21 protein-coding genes and 1 rRNA gene are annotated in these 26,980 nt (G+C 40.8%); 9 read left to right on the top strand and 13 right to left on the bottom strand.

The window, feature by feature from the left end; genetic code table 11:
• Positions 1-362 precede the first annotated feature (362 nt).
• The 8 genes from LT090_RS05455 to LT090_RS05420 all read right to left on the bottom strand — a co-directional run bounded on the left by LT090_RS05455 (position 363) and on the right by LT090_RS05420 (position 9,402).
• Positions 363-1,903: ribosomal RNA gene (locus LT090_RS05455) — 16S ribosomal RNA — on the bottom strand.
• 558 nt (positions 1,904-2,461) lie between these two features.
• Positions 2,462-2,995, bottom strand: coding sequence for a D-glycero-beta-D-manno-heptose 1,7-bisphosphate 7-phosphatase (gmhB, locus tag LT090_RS05450; RefSeq protein ID WP_068546858.1), 534 nt, complete (start codon positions 2,993-2,995; stop codon positions 2,462-2,464).
• A 118-nt stretch (positions 2,996-3,113) separates the two neighbouring features.
• Positions 3,114-3,875, bottom strand: coding sequence for an SDR family oxidoreductase (locus LT090_RS05445; RefSeq protein ID WP_068546859.1), 762 nt, complete (start codon positions 3,873-3,875; stop codon positions 3,114-3,116).
• Positions 3,876-3,922: 47 nt separating this feature from the next.
• Positions 3,923-4,810 (bottom strand): 3-hydroxyisobutyrate dehydrogenase, encoded by an 888-nt coding sequence (gene mmsB / locus LT090_RS05440; RefSeq protein ID WP_068546860.1) that lies wholly within the window; start codon positions 4,808-4,810, stop codon positions 3,923-3,925.
• 77 nt (positions 4,811-4,887) lie between these two features.
• The gene (locus tag LT090_RS05435) at positions 4,888-6,012 is read right to left on the bottom strand and encodes an enoyl-CoA hydratase/isomerase family protein (RefSeq protein WP_068546861.1); all 1,125 of its coding nucleotides are present in this window, start codon (positions 6,010-6,012) and stop codon (positions 4,888-4,890) included.
• Positions 6,013-6,031: 19 nt separating this feature from the next.
• Positions 6,032-6,808, bottom strand: a complete 777-nt coding sequence (locus LT090_RS05430) for an enoyl-CoA hydratase (RefSeq protein ID WP_068546862.1) — start codon at positions 6,806-6,808, stop codon at positions 6,032-6,034.
• Between the two features lie 57 nt (positions 6,809-6,865).
• Entirely contained in the window at positions 6,866-8,023 is a 1,158-nt protein-coding gene (locus LT090_RS05425) for an acyl-CoA dehydrogenase family protein (protein WP_068546863.1), read from the bottom strand.
• 194 nt (positions 8,024-8,217) lie between these two features.
• On the bottom strand, positions 8,218-9,402 hold the full coding sequence (locus LT090_RS05420; RefSeq protein ID WP_068546864.1) for an acetyl-CoA C-acyltransferase: 1,185 nt from the start codon (positions 9,400-9,402) through the stop codon (positions 8,218-8,220).
• 301 nt (positions 9,403-9,703) lie between these two features.
• Here LT090_RS05420 and LT090_RS05415 point away from each other — a divergent pair, with 301 nt between their 5' ends.
• The 7 genes from LT090_RS05415 (at position 9,704) to LT090_RS05385 (ending at position 18,301) form a co-directional block, all read left to right on the top strand.
• Complete coding sequence (locus tag LT090_RS05415) at positions 9,704-10,129, top strand: MerR family transcriptional regulator (RefSeq protein WP_068546865.1); 426 nt, start codon at positions 9,704-9,706, stop codon at positions 10,127-10,129.
• Between the two features lie 61 nt (positions 10,130-10,190).
• Complete coding sequence (locus tag LT090_RS05410; RefSeq protein WP_068546866.1) at positions 10,191-11,360, top strand: isovaleryl-CoA dehydrogenase; 1,170 nt, start codon at positions 10,191-10,193, stop codon at positions 11,358-11,360.
• 139 nt (positions 11,361-11,499) lie between these two features.
• On the top strand, positions 11,500-13,107 hold the full coding sequence (locus tag LT090_RS05405; protein WP_068546867.1) for a carboxyl transferase domain-containing protein: 1,608 nt from the start codon (positions 11,500-11,502) through the stop codon (positions 13,105-13,107).
• Positions 13,108-13,115: 8 nt separating this feature from the next.
• The gene (locus LT090_RS05400; RefSeq protein WP_082897202.1) at positions 13,116-13,937 is read left to right on the top strand and encodes an enoyl-CoA hydratase/isomerase family protein; all 822 of its coding nucleotides are present in this window, start codon (positions 13,116-13,118) and stop codon (positions 13,935-13,937) included.
• Between the two features lie 20 nt (positions 13,938-13,957).
• Positions 13,958-15,979: an acetyl/propionyl/methylcrotonyl-CoA carboxylase subunit alpha gene (locus LT090_RS05395; protein ID WP_068546868.1), complete on the top strand. Its 2,022-nt coding sequence runs from the start codon at positions 13,958-13,960 to the stop codon at positions 15,977-15,979.
• A gap of 5 nt (positions 15,980-15,984) precedes the next feature.
• Positions 15,985-16,902, top strand: coding sequence for a hydroxymethylglutaryl-CoA lyase (locus LT090_RS05390; RefSeq protein ID WP_269466068.1), 918 nt, complete (start codon positions 15,985-15,987; stop codon positions 16,900-16,902).
• A gap of 247 nt (positions 16,903-17,149) precedes the next feature.
• Positions 17,150-18,301 carry a patatin-like phospholipase family protein gene (locus LT090_RS05385; RefSeq protein WP_068546869.1) on the top strand — a complete coding sequence of 384 codons (1,152 nt, stop codon included), beginning with the start codon at positions 17,150-17,152 and terminating at the stop codon, positions 18,299-18,301.
• An 88-nt stretch (positions 18,302-18,389) separates the two neighbouring features.
• On the opposite strand, the gene LT090_RS05380 is transcribed toward LT090_RS05385, so the two are convergent.
• Positions 18,390-20,357: a monovalent cation:proton antiporter family protein gene (locus LT090_RS05380; protein WP_089153025.1), complete on the bottom strand. Its 1,968-nt coding sequence runs from the start codon at positions 20,355-20,357 to the stop codon at positions 18,390-18,392.
• 232 nt (positions 20,358-20,589) lie between these two features.
• Between LT090_RS05380 and LT090_RS05375 the strand changes: the two genes are divergently transcribed.
• Positions 20,590-21,306 carry a winged helix-turn-helix domain-containing protein gene (locus LT090_RS05375; RefSeq protein WP_068546871.1) on the top strand — a complete coding sequence of 239 codons (717 nt, stop codon included), beginning with the start codon at positions 20,590-20,592 and terminating at the stop codon, positions 21,304-21,306.
• A gap of 24 nt (positions 21,307-21,330) precedes the next feature.
• Here LT090_RS05375 and LT090_RS05370 read toward each other — a convergent pair whose 3' ends face one another.
• The 4 genes from LT090_RS05370 to LT090_RS05355 form a co-directional block, all read right to left on the bottom strand.
• Positions 21,331-22,080, bottom strand: a complete 750-nt coding sequence (locus tag LT090_RS05370; RefSeq protein ID WP_082897203.1) for a hypothetical protein — start codon at positions 22,078-22,080, stop codon at positions 21,331-21,333.
• Positions 22,081-22,082: 2 nt separating this feature from the next.
• Positions 22,083-23,399, bottom strand: a complete 1,317-nt coding sequence (locus LT090_RS05365; RefSeq protein WP_068546872.1) for a DEAD/DEAH box helicase — start codon at positions 23,397-23,399, stop codon at positions 22,083-22,085.
• Positions 23,400-23,542: 143 nt separating this feature from the next.
• Positions 23,543-24,964, bottom strand: coding sequence for an alanine/glycine:cation symporter family protein (locus LT090_RS05360; protein WP_068546934.1), 1,422 nt, complete (start codon positions 24,962-24,964; stop codon positions 23,543-23,545).
• A 116-nt stretch (positions 24,965-25,080) separates the two neighbouring features.
• Positions 25,081-25,914, bottom strand: a complete 834-nt coding sequence (locus tag LT090_RS05355) for an ion transporter (protein ID WP_068546873.1) — start codon at positions 25,912-25,914, stop codon at positions 25,081-25,083.
• 137 nt (positions 25,915-26,051) lie between these two features.
• Here LT090_RS05355 and LT090_RS05350 point away from each other — a divergent pair, with 137 nt between their 5' ends.
• Positions 26,052-26,936: a DMT family transporter gene (locus LT090_RS05350; RefSeq protein WP_068546874.1), complete on the top strand. Its 885-nt coding sequence runs from the start codon at positions 26,052-26,054 to the stop codon at positions 26,934-26,936.
• Positions 26,937-26,980 lie beyond the last annotated feature (44 nt).

Below are 26,980 nucleotides of genomic sequence, written 5' to 3'. Positions count from 1 at the left end.
TTCACGCATTCAATAAGAATGAGATAACTTATCAACAAGTTATCTATCTCAAGCATTGCTGCTTGAGCCTTGAGTAAGAACAACTAACATAACGACTATGTTAGTTATAATTTCGACAATCTAATGATTATCTAAATGTGTTTCTGTAAAACAGAAACTCATTGGTTGATAATTCGCATGCGTTTATGACTGGTGATCATAAACACGAATTATCGGGTTTAATATCAGCTTTCCAAATTGTTAAAGAACAGTGAGTTAAAAACTCAAAAGCAGTACCTAGATACTGCTTTTGAATTCTTTACTCGATTAATTATCAGTGCAATTTGTGTGAACACTCAGCGAAGTTGAGAAATTACTTAAGGTAAGGAGGTGATCCAACCCCAGGTTCCCCTAGGGTTACCTTGTTACGACTTCACCCCAGTCATGAATCACAAAGTGGTAACCGTCCCCCCGAAGGTTAGACTAGCTACTTCTTTTGCAACCCACTCCCATGGTGTGACGGGCGGTGTGTACAAGGCCCGGGAACGTATTCACCGTGGCATTCTGATCCACGATTACTAGCGATTCCGACTTCATGGAGTCGAGTTGCAGACTCCAATCCGGACTACGACAGACTTTCTGGGATTCGCTCCACCTCGCGGTCTCGCTGCCCTCTGTATCTGCCATTGTAGCACGTGTGTAGCCCATCCCGTAAGGGCCATGATGACTTGACGTCGTCCCCACCTTCCTCCGGTTTATCACCGGCAGTCTCCTTAGAGTTCCCGCCACTACGCGCTGGCAAATAAGGATAGGGGTTGCGCTCGTTGCGGGACTTAACCCAACATTTCACAACACGAGCTGACGACAGCCATGCAGCACCTGTCTCAGAGTTCCCGAAGGCACTAATCTATCTCTAGAAAATTCTCTGGATGTCAAGGGATGGTAAGGTTCTTCGCGTTGCATCGAATTAAACCACATGCTCCACCGCTTGTGCGGGCCCCCGTCAATTCATTTGAGTTTTAACCTTGCGGCCGTACTCCCCAGGCGGTCAACTTAGCGCGTTAGCTACGCTACCCACAGATCAAGTCTACAGACAGCTAGTTGACATCGTTTACGGCGTGGACTACCAGGGTATCTAATCCTGTTTGCTCCCCACGCTTTCGTGCCTCAGCGTCAGTATCTGTCCAGGTGGCCGCCTTCGCCACTGATGTTCCTTCCAATCTCTACGCATTTCACCGCTACACTGGAAATTCCACCACCCTCTACAGTACTCTAGATAGCCAGTTCGAAATGCAGTTCCAAGGTTGAGCCCTGGGCTTTCACATCTCGCTTAACAATCCGCCTACGCACGCTTTACGCCCAGTAATTCCGATTAACGCTCGCACCCTCCGTATTACCGCGGCTGCTGGCACGGAGTTAGCCGGTGCTTCTTCTGTCGCTAACGTCACAGATGCAGAGTATTAATCTACACCCTTTCCTCACGACTGAAAGTGCTTTACAACCCGAAGGCCTTCTTCACACACGCGGCATGGCTGCATCAGGGTTTCCCCCATTGTGCAATATTCCCCACTGCTGCCTCCCGTAGGAGTCTGGGCCGTGTCTCAGTCCCAGTGTGGCTGATCATCCTCTCAAACCAGCTAGAGATCGTCGCCTAGGTGAGCCATTACCTCACCTACTAGCTAATCTCACTTGGGCTAATCTAAAGGCGAAAGGTCCGAAGAGCCCCTCCTTTGGTCCGTAGACATTATGCGGTATTAGCAGTCGTTTCCAACTGTTGTCCCCCACCTAAAGGCATATTCCCAAGCATTACTCACCCGTCCGCCGCTCGTCATCTTCTAGCAAGCTAGAAATGTTACCGCTCGACTTGCATGTGTTAAGCCTGCCGCCAGCGTTCAATCTGAGCCATGATCAAACTCTTCAATTAAAAAGTGTAATGTGAACCAACAAGTGGTTCGGCTCAATGAATTCTGTACTCTTACTTCCGAAGAAATAAGTTTCAAATAAAACGTACTTATCTAATGTTATAAAAACATCGTTTAAGTATGTATATTTGTGTAGTCATTCACTGAGTAAGTTTTGAGTCCGAAGACTCTGGTAAAATCTACATCAACGTGAATGTCCACACAAATTGCATGATAACTAATTGTTAAAGAACCAATTAAGATGAATCTTAATTGCAGAGGTAATCGCATTCGTTACACTCTTTGCTCCAGCAGGCCTTAGCGGCTTTGCCCGAAGCGGATGCGCATTGTACGCCATCCAGTTTTGATGTCAACAACTTTTTTCATTAAATCGTAAATTAAATTAAAAAGTTTTCTTAACCGTTTTGCTATCAATATCGATAACCAAACTTATCAAAACACTGCCTTGGGATGTCCCGAAGAAGTGGATGCGCATTTTAGGGATTTTTAAGAGAAGATCAACAGTTATTTTCAATTAATTAAAAATAACTGTTCGTTTGGTTGTTTTATAAACAAAAAGCTTAGATATGGTCAATTATCGAACTTACATTTTCTAGTCGTAACGCTGATATAGCTTGATCGTCACCATATTTACCACTAACCAAAATTCTATTTTCAATGCCGGCAGCTTCAGCAGCTTGCATATCAGAGACCTTATCGCCAACAAAGAAACTTTCACTAAAGTTAATGTTATGTTTTTTTGCAGCTTTAATTAGCATTCCTGGTGCAGGCTTTCGACAATCACATGTAATTTTATAGTGTTCGTTGCCCTTTGTTGGGTGATGAGGACAAAAGTAGACATCGGTTATATTAACCTGACGTTCTAAAAATTCCTTTTTCATCCAATCAGTTAGCTTTAAAAATTGTTCTTCGCCATACATTCCTCGAGCAATTCCAGACTGGTTAGTGATCACAATAATTTGAAAGCCTTTTGCCTGTGCATGCTGACAAAGTTCAAATATGCCTTCAACAAATTCAAACTGATCTGCTTGATAAACATAGCCGTGATCAATATTAATAATACCGTCTCTATCTAAAAATAATGCTTTATTCATTTTATTTCTTTTAATTACTCTTTTTTAAATTGTAGATTATATGACAGATACAATAAGAGCGAGTATCACTCGCCCTTATTATCATAGCTGAAAACCAATAAAGGTTTACACACTATTATTACATTGAAAGACCACCGTCACATTCTACAACGCGGCCACTAAAGAAATCATTTTCAAAAATGTACTGTGCCGTGTGGGCAATCTCTTCTGCAGTACCTAATCGTCCTACAGGTTTCATCTTTTCTAATCGTTCACGCATTTCTGGTTTCATAGCGTCTGTCATTGCGGTTTTAATTACACCAGGTGCAATCGCTCCAACACGAATACCATGTCTACCTAATTCACGAGCCCAAGTAACAGTCATAGCAACAACACCAGCTTTTGCAGCAGCGTAATTGGTTTGCCCCATGTTACCACCGCGAGCAATTGAAGACATATTAACAATAACGCCTTCACGACCATGCTTTATCATTTGTACTGCAGCTTCTCGGCCACATAAAAATACACCGGTCAAGTTTACGTCGATCACTGACTGGAATTGTGAAAGTGACATCTTTTTAACGATTTCACCATCTTTAGCTTTCACAAACATACCGTCACGTAAGATACCGGCATTGTTTACTAGACCATCGATACCATTAAAGTCTGTCGCGATTTGTTCGAATGTTTGTTCAACTTGCTCTTCATTAGCAACGTTACCTAAGTAATACTTAGCCGTGCTACCAGCTTGCTCAACCAAAGATACGGTTTCAGTTAACATCTCTTCATTTAAATCAATTAATGCTAACTTCGCACCTTTTCTCGCAAATTCAATCGCCATAGTGCGACCTAATCCTTGACCACCGCCTGTGATCACGATTACTTTATCTTGTAAATTCATTTCATTACCCTTTGAGTTAGCTCGAATATCTTTTATTAATCAACTAATTAAGACTTTTCGAACATTTTGATGATACTTGAGAAATCTTTTTTACCATTACCTTGACCTGCATGTAATGCAAATAAGCTGCGCGCTAAAGCGCCCATAGGTGTTGAAGATTGACTGTTAACTGCTGTATCCATGGCTAAACCTAAATCTTTCGCCATTAAGTCTGTCATGAAACCACCATTGTAATCATTTGATGATGGTACGTTCTCCAATACACCAGGTGCAGGATTATAAACTTCTAGTGTCCAGTTACGACCCGAGCTTTGCAACATAATGTCGGAAAGTACTTTGGCATCAAGACCATTGTCCATACCTAACTGCAACGCTTCAGATGTACCCGCCATTAATACCGCTAACAGCATGTTGTTACATACTTTGGCAACCTGACCCGCACCATGTGAACCGGCATGAAATATATTTTTACCCATATTTTCTAGAACAGGTTTAGCACGGTCAAAATCTGATTTCTCGCCACCAACCATAAAACTTAATGTACCGGCTTGCGCGCCACCAACACCACCAGATACTGGTGCGTCAATAAAATCAATATTCGCTTGCTTAAGCGCACTAGATACTTTGATAACCGTTTCTTTATCAATTGTGGAAGAATCAATTACTAACGACCCTTCTTTAATGTGATTTATAAGGCCGTCCTCACCTAAATATAAACCTTCAACATGCTTACCTGCTGGTAACATCGATACGATGAAGTCTGCACCTTTGACACAATCGGAAACGTTATCAAAACTGCTCGCGCCTTCTGCTACTAATGTAGCAACCGCTTCAGGAAATAAATCGAATACAGTAACTTGATGCCCTGCCTTCAATAAGTTTGCGGCCATAGGCCCGCCCATATTACCTAAGCCTATAAATGCGATATTTGACATTTTGCTCTCCAAATTTAAATTTTATTTTATTTTTATCTTCATTAATCTTTAACAGCTTATATAAACAGCTTAACTTGCTATTCTCCAAGTGCTGCTAAAGGATGCTCATCATCGCTCCATGGCGATTCAAAGAACCAATCAATTAAAGTTGCGTCGACATCAGCAACACCAGCGTATTTCCATGCTGGTTTATTATCTTTTTCTATTAATAAGGCACGAACACCCTCTTTGAATTCACCAAACTCACCGCATTTAGTTGAAATTCCAAGTTCCATCTTAAAGCACTCAGCTAACGATAGATTTTTACCTTCGTTAAGTTGGCGATAGGCTAGATGTGCGCTAATGGCACTGCCATGTGTTAAAGATTTTTGCGCTCGATTAAACCACTTATCTTCAATCTCAAAACCTTTAATATCTGCAACAATATCGTTTAAGTTATTGGCTTTGGTAGTCTCTGCAATTAAATCACTATGCTGTTGAACATTCGACAGTGGAGCCGTAGATGCACATTCACTATCAAAGTTGTTCAAAACTTCCGTTAGTTTCTGTTGATTCAATACTTGAGTATCACCCCAGTTAATTTCAACAATAGCATCTAATATTTCTTGTTTACGTTGGTGTGTGATGAAGTGATCAGCAAGGTTTAAATACTTAGTGTCACTACCATTAATAGAGGCGCCAGTTAATCCTAAAAACAACCCACAATTATTAGGCATTTGATTTAAAAAGTAACTACCACCAACATCTGGATATAAACCTATACTAATTTCTGGCATGGCGATACGGGTATTTTCAGTAACAACTCGGTGACTTGCACCGGCCATTAGCCCTAATCCGCCGCCCATTACAATACCATTTCCCCAAACAACAAACGGTTTTCCAAAAGTATGGATCAAGTGATCTAACTGATATTCATCGGTAAAAAACTGTTCTATTTGTGGTGCTTTATCGCCATTGTTTGCAGGCAAATTATTATATAGATAGACAATATCACCACCAGCACAAAATGCCTTATCGCCACTACCTTGTAAAAACACAGCTGCCACATTTTCGTCGCCTTGCCATGCAAGTAACTGTGGGTAAAGTAAGTTAACCATTTCATGGCTTAATGCATTTAATGATTTTTCAGAATTAAGCGTCGCAACACCGATTTGTTTGCCATTTGTCGCGGTAACTAATTCGAATAAAACTACATCAGACATTTTAAAATCCTCTATGCACTTAAGCGTTTTGCCATTGTGGTTTACGCTTCTCTAAGAACGCGTTAACACCTTCGGCCTGATCTTTGGTATCGAATAAATCAACAAAAGCTTGGCGCTCTGCCGGTAATGCTTCATTGATAGGCATAGAACGATTGCTTTGGATTAATTGTTTACAAGCAGCGACAGCAACTGGCGATTGACGCGCAACTTTGCTCGCCAGTTCAATTGCTTTTTCTAGACCTGTGCCTTTTGCCACTACTTCTTCAACCAGACCAATGCGAAGTGCAGTTGCCGCGTCAACACGCTCACCACAAAGGATCATGCGCTTAGTCCAACCTTCACCAACTAATATATGTAGGTTTTGAGTACCACCTGCACATGGCAGTAGGCCAACAGTTGCTTCGGGTAGTGCCATCATTGCATGCTCTTCAGCAATGCGAAGATCACAAGCGAGTGCCACTTCTAAACCACCGCCCATTGACCAGCCGTTGATTGCTGCAATCGATACACCGCGAAATTGAGATAATGTTTCAAACGCTTCGCCAAAAATATCTGACATCTGTGTTGCTACAGCTTTATCGCCGTCAGCAAATAATTTCAAATCAGCACCAGCTGAGAAAAATTTCTCTCCGCCTCCGGTTAATACTAACGCGTAAATGTCTTTGTCTTCATTTAGTGCTAATACAATATCGCGTAAACCTGACAAACTTTCGTAAGTCCAAGTGTGCGCAGGTGGATTGTTGAACGTTATCAAAGCAGTGTTACCCTGCTTTTCAAATTTTAATAAATCAGTCATCTGTATTTCCAAGAAAACTCGGCTTTATGTTGCCGTAATTTATAGTGGAGCTAGCACTTATAGAAGCGCAGCAGCACCTTCAGTTAATAAACGACGCGATACAATTACGCGCATAATTTCATTTGTACCTTCAAGAATTTGGTGCACTCGTACATCTCTAAAGTGTCGTTCAAGCGGGTACTCTTTGATGTAGCCATATCCGCCGTGTATTTGCAGAGCTGCATCACATACTTTAAAACCAACATCAGTAGCAAATTGTTTTGCCATGGCACAATAAGCCGTTTTTTCTGGATGATTACTGTCAAGTTTGAATGCCGCTAATCGCACTAATTGTCGCGCAGCAACTAACTCAGTTGCCATGTCGGCTAATTTAAATTGCATACCTTGAAACGCAGCGATTGGTTTACCAAACTGTTCACGCTCTTTCATATATGCCATAGCGGTATCTAATGCTTGTTGAGCAGTACCAATAGAACAAGTGGCAATATTGATACGTCCGCCGTCAAGTCCTTTCATCGCAATAGCAAAGCCTTCGCCTTCTTCACCTAAAAGGTTGGCAACAGGAATACGTACATCTTCAAACGTAATTAGTTTTGTAGGTTGTGCGTTCCAACCTAACTTTTCTTCTGCTTTACCGTAAATAACACCGTCTGCATCAGCCGGAATAACCACCGCTGAAATACCTTTCGCGCCAGGGCCGCCGGTGCGCACCATTGCAACAAGTACATCGGTTTCACCAGCGCCGGAGATAAACATTTTAGAGCCGTTTATCACATATTCATCGCCATCACGTTTAGCCGATGTGCGAAGCGAGGCTGCATCAGAACCAGCCCCTGGTTCAGTTAAACAATAAGAAGCTAGTTGTTGACCAGAGATCAAGCCTTCACACCACTGTTGTTTTATTTCTTCAGTGCCCCAAGTCGCCAACATCCAAGTCGCCATGTTATGAATGGTGATCATTGCCGTAGTTGCAGTACACCCCATAGATAATTGTTCAAAGATTATTGAAGAATCTAAGCGAGATAAGCCTAAACCACCTTCAGATTCTGGGCTGTATAAACCACAAAACCCTAATTCACCGGCTTTAGCGATAACATCTTTTGGAAAAATGTGTTCTGCATCCCATTTGGCAGCATGAGGAGCAAATTCGGCTTGAGCAAATTGTGATGCCATGTCAGCAAACATTTGCTGGTCTTCAGTTAATTCAAAGTTCATAGTCATTTCTTATTTGTCAGTTAGATAACGTTTTGTTATCTTTTTCTTAAATTATAAAAGCTTAGGTGGTTTGTCATTAAGTGACTCAATATAGGCTGCTATGCTGAGTAACTATATTTAAATGACTGAAAATATGTGCCTAAGCGAAAACAAATAACCGCGACTTAGGCTGCGGTTATTAGTAATTTTTTAAATTAAAGCATCTCTACTGCGATCGCGGTAGCTTCACCGCCACCAATACACAGAGTTGCGACGCCTTTTGATAGGCCACGTTGCTTAAGTGCATGAATGAGAGTCACCATTATACGAGCACCACTAGCACCAATTGGATGACCTAAAGCGCATGCGCCGCCATGCACGTTTACTTTGCTATCATCTAAACCAAGTTCTTTGATTGCCAACATAGTTACCATGGCGAATGCTTCGTTAATTTCAAATAAATCAACATCGTTTTTAGTCCAACCAATACGTGCGAATAGTTTTTCAACCGCGCCAACCGGTGCTACGGTAAATTCAGCAGGAGCTTGTGCATGGTTGGTGTGGCCAACCACTTTACATAACGGTGTTAAACCACGTTTTTCTGCTTCAGACATTTTCATCATTACCATTGCCGCTGCGCCATCAGAGATAGAGCTAGAGTTAGCCGCGGTAATTGTGCCGTCTTTTTTAAATGCAGCGCGTAATGAAGGGATTTTTTCAGGACGAGCATTACCTGGTTGTTCGTCAGTATCAACCGTTACATCACCTTTGCGAGTTTTAAACGTAACCGGAGTAATTTCGTTTGCAAAACTTCCGTCATTAATTGCAGTATTTGCTTTGGTTAATGATGAAATTGCAAAAGCATCCATATCTTCACGGGTAAAGGCAACATCGTCAGCAGTATCTTGAGCAAAACATCCCATGGCAATACCGTCATAGGCATTTTCAAGACCATCGTACATCATGTGATCGATAACTTGGCCATGTCCCATACGCATACCTGAGCGTGCTTTTGGTAACATATAAGGTGCTTGTGACATACTTTCCATACCACCAGCAACGGCAATATCAATGCTACCTGCAGCCAATGAATCATAGGCATTCATAGCTGCTTTCATACCAGAGCCACATACTTTGCTTACCGTCGAACAGGTGGTAGATAGCGCAAGATCAGCACCTAATGCGGCTTGACGTGCAGGAGCTTGCTTTAAGCCAGCGGCTAATACACAACCCATTATTACTTCATCAATTTGATCATTTTCAAGGTTTGCATTGCTTACCGCTGCGCGAATAGCTTGCGCACCTAAAGTTGGAGATGCAACATCAGAAAGGCTGCCCATAAAGCCGCCCATTGGCGTGCGAACAGCTGAAACGATAACGATAGGATCTGTTAATGACATAATTGTGCCCTTAAATAATATAATATTTAGTATTCGTAAAATTGCGCGCAAGCATACCTTATTTTGCAAGTTTACGCCAACGTTAACATATTTACCTAAACACCAGGGTGTAAGTATTTCTAAACAGTAAATGAAGATTAATCATTCGTCTAATCGATTGCTCGAAATGAATAAAAACTCAATTAAAATGAATCATACAGGACAGTTAAAGGGGCAAAATCGTTACCACCCACAAAGTTTACCTTTACGTCAACTTCCCTTTAAACTATACTCGTTGAAAATTAATTATTTATCGTGAGCTATGGCTACAGCAACTCAATCAACAAAAACCGCAACGTTTTCAATCGGCGATCTAGCGCGAGAGTTTGATATCACAACAAGAAGCATCCGCTTTTATGAAGATCAGGGATTACTCGTGCCTGAACGAAGAGGCCAAACTCGTATTTATAATCGCCGCGACCGAGTGAGATTAAAATTGATTCTACGTGGTAAGCGTCTAGGCTTTACATTAGCTGAAACCGGACGTTTATTTGAGCTCTACGATACAGACAAAACAACGAGCATTCAGCTCGATACAATGAAACAACTCATAGCCGATAAACGCAGTGCCTTAAAACAGCAACTTGATGACATTAATGTTGTTTTACTTGAGTTAGAAACATTAGAAAAGCGATGTGAATTAACCCATCACGAATTAACGAAAAATATCAACAGTTCGCACGATTAACTCGTGCTAATTAATAAATTATCAAATTAACGAAAAAATTAAGTAAATAAAGGATCAGACAATGATTTCAAGCTTCTCAAGTTTAAACTTCAATCTAGGCGAAACCGTGGATATGATCCGCGATACAGTTAACGCGTTTGCCCGTGACGAGATCGCTCCACGAGCTGAACAAATCGATATCGATAACGAATTTCCAAATGATCTTTGGCGCAAGTTTGGTGATTTAGGTTTGCTAGGTATGACTGTTGATGAGCAATACGGTGGTTCTGGTTTAGGTTACTTAGAACATATGGTTGCGATGCAAGAAATTAGCCGTGCTTCTGCCTCTGTTGGTTTAAGCTACGGTGCGATGTCTAACCTTTGTTTAAACCAATTAAACAAAAATGGTTCACACGAACAAAAATTAAAATATTTACCAAAACTTTGTACTGGTGAACATATTGGTGCATTAGCAATGAGTGAACCGAATGCTGGCTCTGATGTTGTTAGCATGAAACTGCGCGCTGATAAGAAAGGTGATAAATACGTACTTAACGGCAATAAAATGTGGATCACTAATGGTCCAGACGCGAATGTTTACGTTATCTATGCAAAAACCGATACGTCTGCCGGTTCTAAAGGCATTACAGCGTTTATTGTTGAACGTGATTACCCTGGTTTTTCTCGTCACCAAAAACTCGACAAATTAGGTATGCGTGGCTCAAATACGTGTGAACTTGTATTTGAAGACTGTGAAGTACCTGCTGAAAATATCTTAGGTGAAGAAGGCAAAGGTGTTCGTGTATTAATGTCTGGTCTTGATTATGAACGTTTAGTTCTTTCAGGGGGTCCATTAGGGATCATGGATGCGTGTATGGATCTAGTGGTTCCTTATATCCATGACCGTAAGCAATTTGGCCAATCAATTGGTGAGTTCCAATTAGTACAAGGTAAAGTTGCCGACATGTACACCCAAATGAATGCCGCCAAGTCATATGCCTATATGGCAGCTATGGCCAGTGACCGCGGTGAAACAACTCGTAAAGATGCTGCGGCAGTAATTCTTTATTCTGCTGAACTTGCCACCAAAATGGCACTTGATGCGATTCAATTACTTGGTGGTAATGGTTACATCAATGAGTTTCCAGCGGGTCGTTTATTGCGTGATGCAAAATTATACGAGATTGGCGCCGGCACTTCAGAAATCCGCCGTATGCTAATAGGTCGAGAGTTATTCTCTGAGTCCAAATAAGCCTAAATTGCTTTAAAGATAAGTGGGGTCAGATCATACTTTTTGGTGATGACCTAATAAGTCAGATCTGACCCTACTTATTGAGAAATTGATAAACAAGATAAAGAACACCTTAATTAGATAAAAAAGGGTTGGTCACGTGGCAAAAATCACATCCAAAATAAATACTAGAAGCCAAGAGTTTACAGATAACGCTGAACATATGCAGGCTCAGGTAGACGACTTAATAACAACACTTGAAACCATAAAACTTGGTGGCGGAGAACGCTTTCGAGAGCGTCACTTATCACGCGGTAAGTTATTACCAAGAGATCGCGTATATCACTTGCTCGATCCTGGCTCTCCATTTTTGGAATTATCACAATTGGCAGCGATGGATGTATATTCAGCTGACGTGCCCGCTGCAGGTATTATCACCGGCATAGGTCGTGTTGCAGGACAAGAGTGTGTGATTGTTGCCAACGATGCCACGGTAAAAGGCGGTACCTATTTTCCACTAACGGTTAAGAAACATATACGCGCACAAACCATTGCCCAAGAAAACAACTTACCGTGTATCTACCTAGTGGATTCAGGTGGTGCGAATTTACCTAACCAAGACGAAGTATTCCCTGATCGTGAACATTTTGGTCGCATCTTCTTCAACCAAGCCAATATGTCTGCGCAAAACATTCCACAAATTGCTGTGGTTATGGGTTCGTGTACGGCCGGTGGTGCTTATGTACCAGCTATGGCTGATGAATCAATCATCGTTAAAGAACAAGGCACTATCTTTTTAGCCGGACCGCCTCTAGTTAAAGCGGCAACGGGTGAAGTTGTAAGCGCTGAAGATTTAGGTGGCGCCGATGTTCATTGTCGTACATCTGGTGTATCGGATCATTATGCACAAAACGATCATCATGCATTAGAAATCGCGCGTTCAGCTATTAAAAACTTGAACCGCATTAAGCCGGTACAAATGAACATTGAAGAAGTGGTTGAGCCGGCTTATGACGCCAAAGAATTGTATGGTGTTATACCTAAAGACGCGCGCCAACCTTATGATGTTCGAGAAGTCATTGCTCGTGTTGTAGACGGCAGTGAATTAGATGAATTTAAAGCTCTTTATGGTACAACGCTAGTTTGTGGCTTTGCTCGAATTTATGGTTACCCTGTTGGTATTGTTGCCAACAACGGTATTTTATTTGGTGAATCTGCACAAAAAGGCGCTCACTTTATCGAGCTATGCGCACAACGAAAAATACCATTAGTGTTTTTACAAAACATTACCGGCTTTATGGTTGGTCAACAATATGAAGCTGGCGGTATCGCTAAGCATGGTGCCAAAATGGTTAATGCTGTTGCCTGTGCAAAAGTACCAAAATTTACCGTGCTTATCGGTGGTAGTTTTGGTGCCGGTAACTATGGTATGTGTGGTCGAGCTTATGACCCAAGATTTTTATTTATGTGGCCAAACGCCCGTATTTCAGTAATGGGCGGCGAACAAGCAGCCGGCGTTTTAGCGCAAGTTAAACGCGATCAAAAAGATAAACTTGGTGAAAACTGGAGCGAAGAGCAAGAACAAAGCTTTAAACAACCTATTATCGATGAGTACGAAAAACAAGGTCACCCTTATTTTGCTTCAGCACGTTTATGGGACGATGGTGTTATTGACCCAGCGGATACTCGTCAAGTGTTAGGTTTAGCAATCTCTGCATCATTAAATAAAGACATCGAAGATACTAACTTCGGTGTATTTAGAATGTAGGAGCAGCCATGAGCCAAGAAAATAAAGCCATGATCAATAATAACGAGAACAAAGTACTTGTTGATATTGATAACCGTGGCGTCGCTACTGTTACATTAAACAATCCAGATAAACACAATGCCTTTGATGACCAAATCATTAAAGAGCTTACCTTGGCCTTTGAGCAAATTTCTGCAAACCAAGATGTTCGAGTAATGGTTTTAGCATCAAAAGGAAAGAGCTTTTGTGCCGGTGCTGATTTAGGCTGGATGAAACGCATGGCAGCTTATTCTTATGAAGAAAATCTAGTTGACGCAAATGCATTGGCAACGATGCTGCATACACTCAATTTCCTGCCGGTCACAACCATAGCTAAAGTCCAAGGCGCAGCCTTTGGTGGCGCGGTTGGCTTAGTTAGTTGTTGTGATATTACCATCGCCAGCAACAAAGCGAGTTTTTGTTTATCAGAAGTAAAACTCGGCTTAACACCAGCGACCATAAGTCCTTATGTGGTCAATGCTATCGGCCTTAAAGCAGCTCGCCGTTATTTCCAAACGGCTGAGCGCTTCTTCGCTGATAAAGCAAACCAAATAGGTTTAGTGGATGAAGTTTGCGGCGTTGATGAACTTGACGGTGAAGTCGAAGCTATGGTCAACGTATTGCTAAGCAATGGCCCCGTTGCCGTCAAAGCTGCTAAAAAACTAGCACAAGATGTCGCTTATAGCGATATCGATGAAACCCTAATGGCCGATACTAGTGATCGTATTGCAAGCATTCGAGTATCAGCTGAAGGTCAAGAAGGTTTAACGTCATTTTTTGAGAAGCGCCCTGCCGCTTGGATAAATAAGTAACAGTTAAGGTTATATAGAATATGTTTACAAAAATTTTAATCGCAAACCGTGGTGAAATAGCCTGCCGAGTTATTAAAACTGCTCGCCAAATGGGTATTTTAACTGTTGCAGTCTATTCCGATGCGGATGCAGAATCATTGCACGTAAATATGGCCGATGAAGCCGTTTACATTGGGCCATCACCGTCGAAAGAAAGTTATTTATTGGGTGATAAAGTTATTGAAGCTGCGATACGAACCGGTGCTCAAGCTATCCACCCAGGTTACGGATTTTTATCTGAAAACGCGGAATTCTGTCGCGCATGTAGCGACAATAACATCACTTTTATTGGCCCACCTATTCCTGCAATTGAAGCGATGGGCTCAAAGTCTGCGGCAAAATCAATTATGGAAGCCGCCGATGTACCATTAGTTCCTGGTTATCACGGTGATGACCAAAATCCAGCGATTATCAAGAAAGCTGCTGATGAGATGGGTTACCCTGTTTTGCTTAAAGCGACCGCTGGTGGTGGTGGCAAAGGCATGCGTCAAGTTTGGTCTGAAGACGAATTTGATGAAGCATTAGCCGCGGCAAAACGTGAATCTTTGTCGTCATTTGGTGACGATACGATGTTGGTAGAAAAGTATTTAACACAGCCGCGTCACGTTGAAATCCAAGTGTTTTGTGATAATCACGGCAATGCTGTTTACTTATTTGAACGTGATTGTTCAGTACAACGTCGTCACCAAAAAGTCATCGAAGAAGCGCCAGCACCAGGAATGACTGATGAGCTTAGATCTAAAATGGGTGAATCTGCAATTCAATCAGCGCAAGCTATTGGTTACCAAGGCGCCGGTACGGTAGAGTTTCTTCTTGATGTCGATGGCTCATTCTACTTCATGGAAATGAATACGCGTTTGCAAGTTGAACACCCTGTCACTGAAATGATTTCAGGGCAAGATTTAGTTGAGTGGCAGCTACGTGTTGCAGCTGGTGAAGATTTACCGCTGAGCCAAGAGCAACTTAAAATTAACGGCCACGCTTTTGAAGCGCGTATATATGCGGAAGATCCAAATAACGACTTCCTGCCAGCAACGGGTACTTTAAACTTTTTACAGCCGCCAATTGAAAGTGAAAACGTTCGTGTTGATACCGGCGTGCGTCAAGGTGATGACGTTAGCGTATTTTACGATCCAATGATCGCTAAACTGATTGTTTGGGATGAAAATCGTGATAAAGCACTACAACGATTAGCAAAATCATTAATGGAATATCGTATTAAAGGTGTTACCACTAATATTGACTTCCTTTATAACTTAGCGACGGCGAAGCCATTTGTTGAAGCTGATCTAGATACTGGTTTTATCGAAAAACATCATGATTTAATCTTCCACAAAGAAGAGACATTATTGAATGATGAGTTGCCAATTGCTGCTCTATACCTTGTGTTAGCGCAAAAAGCACAAGCGCAATCAAAAGCCAATAACAGTAAAGATCCAAGTTCACCTTGGCATCAAAATAATGCTTGGCGTTTAAATGAAGCCAACCTTCATCGCTTTGAAATTGAACACAATGATGTCATTTACCCTGTGTCTGTTGAAGAAAAGCGCAGTGGCAACTCAGCGTACTTTATGATTTCTATCAATGGTAAGACTCTTGATTGCCAGGGCCGTATCGATGGCGAGCAATTATTTGCAAACATCGATGGCTACCGTTTTAACGCGACCATTGGTGAGAATGACAACCACTACAGTTTATTTAGACAATCTGGTGTTTTCCACTTTAGTAAAGTCAGCCCAGATCTAGGTCAGGCCGACGACGAAGCAAACGCAGGTGGTTTAACAGCGCCAATGAACGGCACTATGGTGAGTTTACTTGCTGACGTTAACGAACATGTCGAAAAAGACCAACCGTTATTGATTATGGAAGCAATGAAAATGGAACATACTATCCGTGCACCAAGTGCCGGTATGGTCAAAGAGTTCTATTTTACCGCTGGCGATATGGTTGATGGCGGAGCAGAGTTAGTTGATTTTGTTGCTAGCACTGATGAGGGAGCATAATTGTTATGACAGTAAATATGGCCTTGCCTAGTTCAGTTAAAATTGTTGAAGTGGGTGCTCGTGATGGTTTACAGAACGAAAAAACACTGATTGATGCAACGGATAAAATCGAGCTCATCGAACAACTTGCTGACGCCGGTGTTAGCTATGTTGAAAGTGGCAGTTTTGTTTCACCCAAATGGGTTCCGCAAATGGCAACATCGACGGACGTATTTAACGGCATCAAACGCAAAGATGGTGTTACTTATGCTGCTTTAACGCCAAATTTAAAAGGCTTTGAAGCTGCAGTAGCCGCAGGTTGTGATGAAGTTGCTATTTTCGGTGCAGCCAGCGAAAGCTTTTCACAAAAAAACATTAACTGCTCAATTGAAGAGTCTTTAGCGAGATTTGCACCTGTTGTTACTGCTGCAAAAGCTAAAGGTATTGCGGTAAGAGGTTATGTATCGTGCGTTGTTGGTTGTCCTTATGAAGGCGATATCGCCCCTGAGCAAGTTGCCAAAGTAGCAAAGACATTGCTTGATATGGGGTGTTACGAAATTTCTCTAGGAGATACTATTGGTGTTGGTACGGTTAAGTCTGTAACCGAAATGCTTACAGAGGTGCTACAGCAAGTGCCGGTCGACAAGTTAGCGGTACATTTTCATGATACCTATGGGCAAGCATTAACTAATATTTACGCGGCTTTGAATATGGGTGTAAGTGTTGTTGATAGCGCAGTATCTGGTTTGGGCGGTTGTCCTTATGCCAAAGGTGCATCTGGAAATGTCGCAACCGAAGATGTGGTTTATATGCTAAATGGATTAGGCATTGAACACGGTATTGACCTTGATAAACTGCTGCAAGCAGGCTGGTTTATTTCCGATAAGCTTGGCAAAGCACCGACGTCGAAAGTGTCTAATGCCTACAGAGCAAAAGCTACATAATAGCAATTTAATACCAAATAAAGTGAATTGATAGCGATAAGCTATCGTCTCTATATTTACCCATTTCTAAGCACCGCACCGGTAAAAAGTTACGGTGCTTTTTTATGTGTTCAACAAAATGCCCTCTGCTTTGACCTTTTTGTTATTAAGCCCTTTACTAAATCATCGATATCTAACATTATTAAATTAAAGGATTAATACCAAGTGATGTCGGTATTAAAAATAGCACAAGGGTTTTGTTGTAAGTATGACCGAGAAAAAAAGTTATAAAGGCTGTAAAACAGCGTTACTTCTCACCGGTGGTGGCGCAAGTGCAGCGTATCAATTAGGTGTATTAAAAGCGATTGCTAAGTTTTTACCTCGTAACCACGGTATCCCTTTTCCGATCATCAGCGGTACATCAGCCGGCGCGATAAATGCAACCACGATTGCCTGCTATGCTTCTTGTTTTCATTTAGGCATACGCAAGCTCGAGTACATTTACAATCATATGCATACCGATCAAATTTACCATAGCAATGGTAAAAAGGTCTTTGGTCATATTCTTAAAGGTTTGTTTGGTAGCTTTCAAGCTGGTTATGCACCGAAAAAACCAATGAGTTTATTAAACAATGAACCACTTCGACAACTTCTAAATCGAGTTGTAGATTTCAAGCGTATAGATGCCAATATTGCCAATGGCTATTTGTCGTCTATTGCAATTACCGCATCAAGTTATACTTCAGGTGATTCGATTAGCTTTTATCAGGCTGATAAATCAATTGAGCCATGGCAACGTGCTAAGCGCCGTGGGATTCAAACTCAGCTTAATTCAGAGCATTTAATGGCATCAAGCGCGATCCCATTAATTTTTCCATCGGTAAAAATAAAGCACGAACATTATGGTGATGGCTCAGTAAGTCAATTATCACCATTAAGCCCACCAATTCATTTAGGTGCAGAAAAAATATTCATCGTCGGTTTAGCACAACCACAACAGCAAATACATCACGCTGTAGACTTTCAGCAACCACCAACGGCAGCAACTATTACTGGTCATCTGATGGATACCGTTTTTACAGAATCCTTAAATTCTGACTTAGAACGTATGCACCGAATCAATAAAACCATCGGAATGATTGATAAGGAAAAATACGGAGACTCTACTCATTTGAAAAATGTTAATAGTTATATGCTTAACCCTAGTAAGAATTTTCATGTTATCGCCAGTGAACATTTCGATGAATTAAAATGGTCGTTACGATTTATTTTGAGAATGATGGGAGTGCAAAAAGATACTGAAACGACTCTAACCTCTTATATTTTATTTGAGCAAAACTATTGTAAAAAACTTATTCAAATGGGAATGGAAGATGCATTAGAGCAAGAAACTCAAATCCGTGAGTTCCTTAATCTATAGCGCTATACATTTAATAGCTAAACGATATTTGTGACGCTATCTCTGCAATTTAGAGATGCTATTTAGATCGACAAGAAGGTGACGTTTATTACGGTCCTTCTTGCAAAAACCTTTCTACACGTTCAACACGCCTAGGCTTACCCTGCAGCACGATGGTATCTTGCGCCTTTAAAAGAAAGTCATCAGCAGGTTCACTAAACTCATCGTTATCTCTTCTTACCGCAATGATCTCGACACGTTTAGCTGTTAACCCTAGCTCACTGATTGTTTTGCCATTAGCCCAAGCATCATCTGGTAACAACGTAGGATGAACAAACTCAAGTCTTTCAATCGATTCAGCACTCATGTTGGTATCAACCCCAGGGTAGAAGCCATGCAATCTGTGGTAATGACTTTTACGCTCTGCTTGTACTCGTCGAACAATGCGAGAAAATGGAATACCTGATAAGTTTAAGACTTGTGAAACCAGCATTAAACTGCCTTCTAGCGATTCAGGAACGACTTCATTGGCGCCAGCATCTTTTAGAGAAACAAGGGCGTCATCATTACGAGTTCTTACTAAAATTTGTACTGATTTAGAGATTGAACGAACTTTTTGCACAACGTCTAGTGATTGCTCAGCCGCTCCGTAGGAAATAACCACAAGCTTGGCTTGTTGAAGATTAGCCGCATTAAGAACCTCTATCTGACGTGCCGAACCAAACAATACCGTTTCGCCAGCTTCTCTTGCTTCACTGACACGGATCGGATCGATATCAATTGATACAAAATCAATTTTTTCCTCTTTTAAAAATCGACTTACTGTTTGTCCAACTCGACCAAAACCACAAATAACAACGTGATTATTTAACTTACTAGCATTAACTTTTTGTTCTTCGCCAACGTCATCATTCTTACCATCATAGGCAATTTTAACCGACCATTTGCGCGCATTTTTTATCATATATGGTGTTATCGCCATCGAAATGATACCGCAACCTAGTAACAAAGATGTTAGTTCGCTCGACAAAACACCGACAGTCGCCGACAAAGAAATCAGTACGAAACCAAACTCCCCCATTTGTGCTAACATAAATGCACTTGCCCAAGAATCTTTTTTCGACTCTCCTGCTTTGACCGCTAAATAACGAATAATTAATATTTTAATGCCCATAAAGCCAATCACAATCAATGCGATTTTAACTGGCTCAGTGAATAATAAAATAGGGTTAAGCTTCATACCAACGGTAACAAAAAACAGACCAAGAAGAATATCCCTAAACGGCCTAATATCAGCTTCTAACTGATACTTGTATTGGCTTTCACCTAACATCATGCCGGCTAGGAAAGCGCCAAGAGCCATCGACAAACCAAAAAACTGAGTCAATGCCGCTGCAAATAAGGTAACTAACAAAGTCGTTAATACAAATAGCTCATCAGTTCTAACTTGAGCCACTTGGTTAAATAATCGAGGCAATAACCACTTACCTGCTGACAACAACAAGGCGACGACAAACACACCTTTTAACAAGGCAAATAACAGCGCCATTAGCATCGAGCTATCACCGCTATCACTTAAAAATGGGATAACGATAAGAAATGGTACAACGGCAATATCTTGAAAAAGCAATACCGCAACTGATATCTGTCCTGATTTTCGCTTTATTGACCCCGACTCGTTGAGCTGACGAATAACAATTGCGGTGCTTGAAAGCGCTAATATGCCGCCAATAACAAAAGCAGTTTCGATTTCTAGGCCGACGAATAGTGAAATAAGTAAGAATACTACGGCAGTTATTAACACCTGCTTAGAGCCTACGCCCATTACTAAATGACGCATTGCCATAAGCTTAGGAAGTGAAAATTCTAACCCTAGAGTAAACAGTAGAAATACAATGCCTAACTCAGCAAAGTGTTCATAATCAATCGATGCACCAGTAATACCTAAAACATGTTCACCGACAATAGTACCCGCGACAAGGTATGCAAGAATCGCAGGCAAATTTAAACGACGAAATAACCAAACGATGACAACTGATGCGACAAGTATTGCTAGAATTTCAAAAAAATGGCCCACGATACTCCTAATAGATCTTAGTTAATTGACTTGAATGTAACTTGGTAAATAAAATGAAAAATACGACTTATCCAGTTTACATTAATTTAACACACTTTTTCACCTAACTTTTTAGTCTTTATTTTATTTTCATAATGAAACTTGGTAGCGAATTTGACGGTATAGACCATACTTATAAGTCATTGTTAATGGGTTCTATGACATTTAACTAGTGTCTTAACTGAGTGAGATAGTGACGGAAAAACAAATCAACAAAAGCATATCTGAGGGATCAACCACAATAAATGCCGTTGATAACTTTGCTGTGGCAAAAAAAATGCACGCAGGCTTTTGCCTTGGTCAAACTATTGTGGAGCCGAACTTAGGAGTCGTAATTAGGGATTCAGAACGCTATCACCTACCACCTAAAGCCATGGAAATTTTAGTATTGCTTGCATCCAAAGATTGTAACGTTGTATCACGTGATGAAATCTTAGAGTTTGGTTGGGGCGACGCCAATGCATCGGGCTCCAATGTTACTCATATTATCAGTGAAATACGCCACGCTTTAGACGATCATATTGAATGCCCTATTTATATTCAAACGATACCTAGAAAGGGTTATCGAATGATGTTACCGACCATAGAAAAAACAGAGAGCGGCATATTCAGCTTAGGTTCTAATACCAGTTCAGAAAATCTTACAAGCAGTATATGGCACATCTCAATGGCTATATTTAAAAGTAGCCGATTGCTTAAACCTAGCGCCGCCTACATAGTAATTTCTTGGGTGTTATTGCAAGTCTTTGCCCTAGTATCTCCTATTTTTCATGCCCCTGAATGGGCGGTAAAAATTGCCACTCTTTTGGTAATCATTGGATTCCCTATATTCTTTGGCTTCCATTGGTTACAAGAGCTAAAAATAAGGCGCAGGATTATACTATCTAAAGAAAACAAGAAGAAATACTAATATCAGCAGTAACCGATAGATAAATTATCGCTCGGATAAATCTTCAAGTATTTGTCTTTGTTCCCGCACTGATGCAGCCACATGAATGCGAGCATAACGAATCGCATCACTAAACCTATCGATACCCAAAACATCTATGAGCTCTAATAGGAATGTGCGTTTAAGGGCAAAAGATTTAACGTAAAAATCTACTGCTTGATTGATATCACTGTAAGTAACCCCATCAAAGACAAACTGCTTTCCTGCCGTTATGTCTTCAATTTGCTCACCGTGACACCATAATGGCCAACCAGCGAAGTTTACCCTATCTCGCGCCACTTCAAACATAAACCAACCACTTTTGGCAAAGCCTTCAAAGTTACCACCTTCAAAGCCAGCGTTTTCAAGTTCTTCTTTGGTCCAATTTTTACCAATAGCTAAATGCTTTTGATATTTGTTCGCTAAAGATTTCTTCAACGCTTCACGATACTGCCAAATATTATCGCCACGAATACCATTAGATATTACTTTGCACTCGCGGCAAATAGGCAATGAAATCGCTCGATGGGTGCAATACTCCATCGCTTTTTTGGTTTTTGGGAAGTATAAATCTTGGGCTGCAGGTTCAGAGCAAAACCAACAGGTATGGCGAAAATGAAATGGAATATCAATTTGTTGATGATTGAGCGAATGATCTATGCGCTCGTCATCAATCGGTTGATAATATTGTTCGGTATCAACCGTTGATATATTGTTTTTATGTATTACCGCAGATTGTTTTTTTTTCTCAAACATAACTATTTCGATGAATGACGGCTCTTGCGTTTTACTTTAGCTGCGCCCTTAGCTTTTGCCTTTGATGACGAAGTTTTCTTTTTCGCTAAACCTTGGTTTTTCTTTTGTTGCGCTTGGTATCGATTCAGTTCAGACTTGCCACCTTTTTGCGCCGCTTTTTGCTCAGCCTTTGAGGCGTAATCAAGCGGGTTAAACTCGTAACCTGGTAACTTGATTTGCTCAATCTTGTGGCCAATTACTTGCTCAATATTATCTAAAAACTTGTTATCTTTTGGCGATAATAAAGATATTGCAGTGCCCGACTTACCAGCACGACCGGTGCGACCTATTCGGTGAACATAATCTTCAGGTAAAAACGGTAAATGATAATTTACTACATATTGTAAATCCTTAATATCTATACCTCGGGCGGCAACATCGGTAGCCACCAATACTCTTACCTTTCCTTCAGCAAAGTCTTCAAGCGCTTTATTGCGAGAGCCTTGCGATTTATCACCATGACAAAGCGCAGCTTTAATGCCATCAAGTTTTAGCTCTTTAGCAATTGCATTAGCACTTTCTTTGGTGCCAGCAAACACCATAATTTGTTGCCAGTTATTAACACCAATAAGTTCAGCTAGCATTTCGCTTTTACGATGTTCTTCCACCGGATAGACAAAATGCCTAACTTTTGCTGCCGTAGCATTTTGTTTCGCTGTTTCTAAAACTCGAGGATTTGTCAGGAATTGCTGCGCTAACAATTTTACTTTATTTGAAAATGTCGCAGAAAACATTAGCGTTTGATGTTGGTGTTTCAATCCTAAAAATATTTTTTCAATATCCTTGGCAAAGCCCATATCAAGCATACGATCCGCTTCATCTAGCACAATGAACTTTAACTGCGAGATATTCACATGGCGTAAGTTCAAGTGCTCTATTAATCGCCCCGGTGTTGCCACTAGAATGTCTGAGCCGGCTTTTAAACGTTTTTCTTGGCCGGAAGAGCCTACGCCTCCATAAACCACGTTGGTAGTTAATTGAGTATGTTCTGTGTAACTTTTAATATTATCCGCAACTTGTATTGCTAACTCTCGAGTTGGCGCTAATACTAATGCTTTTACAACCGGCACTGTCGATTGTTTTGCTTTTAATAATTGCTCAATAATTGGAATTGAAAATGCGGCAGTTTTACCGGTACCGGTTTGTGCACTGGCAAGCACATCTTGACCAGAGCGAACAGCAGGAATAGCTCGCTTTTGAACTTCTGTCATTGTGCGGTACCCGCAACTCTTTACCGCTTTTAATAATTCATCCGGCAAACCGATAGAATCGAAACTCATTTAAATTCCAAAATAATGATAGTGTTAATGGTCGCAAGCATAGCAAAAATTGCTATGCTTGGCATCTGGTAATACAGTGAAAGAATTGAAAATCTGTATTCTTTATTTCTAAGATAGATTAACTAAAGCTTTATCTAAGCTTATTATTTTAGCTCTGTATTTTCTTTGCTCCAAATATTTGGAGTCAAGTTCATTTCTTGCTCTTGCTCTTTGCTAGCAATAAATCGAGGCACATCACCTTTGTCGATATGACTGTTGTAATCTTTAGCCAATATCACTAATTGTTTAGTTAATAAACCGATAGCAACCACATTGACAATAGTCATTAACGCCATGGCTAAGTCGGCAAGATTAATCACTTCACCGAGGGTCGCAATCGAACCATAAAAAATCATGCCTAGGAATACAGCTAAAAACACCAATCGGCCAATTTTATTATTCATCTTGATAAACGGTAAAGCATTTTCAGCATAAGCGTAATTAGCCACCATAGAAGTAAAACCAAAGAAGAAAATTGCTACTGCGATAAAATCTCGCCCCCAAGAACCAACTTGGTTTTCTAGTGCCTGTTGGGTTAATGCGATACCAAAGTTTTCTTGTCCTAACTCAATACCACTTAGTAAAATGATCATTGCCGTACAAGTACACAATACAATGGTGTCGAAAAAGACACCGAGCATTTGTACATAACCTTGTGAAGCAGGGTGCGGAGGGTAAGGTGTTGCTGCGGCTGCCGCATGAGGTACGCTACCCATACCTGCTTCGTTAGAATACAAACCACGTTTTATCCCTTGCATCATGGCAATACCAATCATGCCACCGCCGGCTTCTCTTAAACCAAATGCCGACTCAAATATATTTAGTAATATGCTTGGAATTTCACCAATATTCATCAATATCACGAACGTTGCGACAAGTAGATAAGCAACGCCCATAAATGGTACCACCATCTCTGAAAAGCGAGCGATTTTTTTCATTCCACCTAAAACAATAATAGCGGCAAAAATGGTAAGCACAACACCGGTAATCATGGTATCGACGCCATAGGAATAATTAAATGCTTCGGCAATTGAATTCGCCTGTGGTGCCGAAAAAATCATGCCATAACCGATAAACAAACATATGGAGAATAACAAAGCTAAGGCTGGGCTCTTTAAGCCTTTTAGCATGTAGTACGCAGGACCACCACGGTAATCACCATTGCGATTGGTTTCTTTATATAATTGTCCTAAAGTGCTTTCGGCAAAGGCTGTAGCCATACCGATAAGCGCTATCACCCACATCCAGAAAATTGCACCAGGGCCACCAATCGATATTGCAACGGCAACACCCATTAAATTACCTGTACCGACACGTGCCGCGAGAGACGTACAAAGTGCTTGAAAAGAAGAAATACCGTGCCCGTCACTTTTTCGACTATTTTTCATAACCGAAAACATATGACCAAAATGACGAAATTGAATCGCTCTTAAACGAACCGTAAACCAGACCCCGGCGATTAAAAGTAAAGGTACCAATATTTGGCCCCACAGGAGACCATTCGCCGCATTTACAAAGTCGTTTATCACGCATTATTCCTTTCAATAAGAGGTAAGACGCTCATTAAAACATAAAAACCTAAGTGAAAGTATTAATTAGCGTTTTTTCATTATTTAATAATAGGATATAAATAGCTGTTACTTTATTTTTTTTCGGCTATTGCTTTAGTAATTGCTGATAATTCGGTTATTTGCCGCTGTAATTGTTCAATTTGTGCTCTACTTGCAGGCTCGCCTCCGTCTTCCGACTCACCATGAGCTTTTGCTCGTTCTAGCTCATGTTCATGGGCCATTACTTCCAAGATAGTACCTACCATCATATTTAGAAAAACAAAGGCGGTAAGGAAGATAAAGGTTAGATAAAACACCCAACTTAAAGGGTACACCGCCATTGTTTCGTACATGATATCGGTCCAATCTTCAAACGTAGCAACGCGGAATAAAGTCAATAAAGATACCGAAACATCACCCCATAAAAATTCATTTATTTGGTGAAATAAGATCGAACCAATTGCTGCGTAAATATAGAAAATAACAAACATCAATAAAGCGATATAGCCCATTCTTGGGATAGCTTTAAGTAATGCATTTATTAGTAACCGAAGTTCTGGCACCATGGAGACCAGTCGCAGAACTCTAAACACCCTAAGTAATCGCGCTAGTAAAACACCTGAGCCGCCGGCAGGAATGAGAGAACCGATGACGATTAAGCTATCAAAAATATTCCAACCACTTTTAAAAAACGTTTTATTATCCTCACTAGCTAAGTAGCGAATAACTATTTCGACTAAAAAGAATACCGTAATACTCATGTCCATTATCGCCAATACGGTGATAACTTTCTCTGGGAAGTCATGAGTTTTAGCGCCAATCAATAAAGCTGAGAGTATGATCACAGCAATCACCACACCTTGGAATGCTTTGCTTGAGTCAATACGTTTTAATTGATTCTGAAATAACGAAATACTGGCGGTCATAATTAATAATTTTTATAGGGTATTAGATTTAACGATTTGACTGATATATGGGCGAAATTAAACACTTCAAGAGAAATTGAGGCAAAACCCTGCTAAATTAACAATTAAACACTAATAAAACCTACTTTCCGAGCCAAATGAATTTCATTCAAACCATACAATTAGTAGCACTAGCCGCAATTTGGGGCGCTTCATTCATGTTTTTGCGCTACTCAAGTAGTGATTTTGGCGCTGTTTCATTGATATTTATTCGTGTCGCCATAGGCTTTTTAACTTTGCTGCCTTTTCTTATTTACTATAAAGCCGGTAAGCAATTAAAAAACCATTGGAAAGGTATCATGATTGTTGGCCTAACCAACACTGCTCTACCATTTACCCTATTTGCTTATGCGACTTTAAGCCAAAGCGCCGGATTGACCTCGATTCTGAATGCGACAGCGCCAATCTTTACCGCATTGGTCGCTTTTTTGTGGTTAAAAGATAAATTTACCCCATTAAAAATTGCCGGTCTGCTGGTCGGTTTTACAGGGGTAATTTTGCTATTTTCCGGTAAAGGAGGCTTACAATTTGATGCGAGTAGTGTTGCCATTTTATGCTGTTTAGTGGCAACGCTAAATTACGGTTATGCAGCGTGTTATGCGAAAAGATACTTACAAGGAGTTAATAGCTTGGCAATCGCCGCAGGTTCTTTATTGTTTGCCACCATCATGCTATTGCCATTCTTGCCATTTTATTGGCCAAGTGAAACACCATCATTAAATTCCTGGCTTTCAGCAATCGTATTAGGGGTGCTTTGTACCGCCCTTGCATACATATTTTACTTTCGATTACTCGCTGATCTTGGCCCAGAAAAAGCGATGACAGTTACTTATCTTATTCCAGTGTTTGGAGTGTTATGGGGCATGTCATTTCTTGATGAACAACTATCTGTATTAATGCTTACAGGCGGCTTATTAATATTGCTAGGCGTTGGATTAACTACCGGTGTGCACAAACGACTTATCTCTTGGGTAAAGAAGTAAGCTAACAAACTATTTTAAAATAGCTATGTTAAAAGCTCAGTTAA

This window comes from Thalassotalea crassostreae, from assembly GCF_001831495.1.
GTDB classification, from domain to species: Bacteria; Pseudomonadota; Gammaproteobacteria; order Enterobacterales; family Alteromonadaceae; genus Thalassotalea_A; species Thalassotalea_A crassostreae.
Note: the sequence above shows the minus strand (reverse complement) of the source record. Positions and strands in the feature narration are given on the sequence as shown.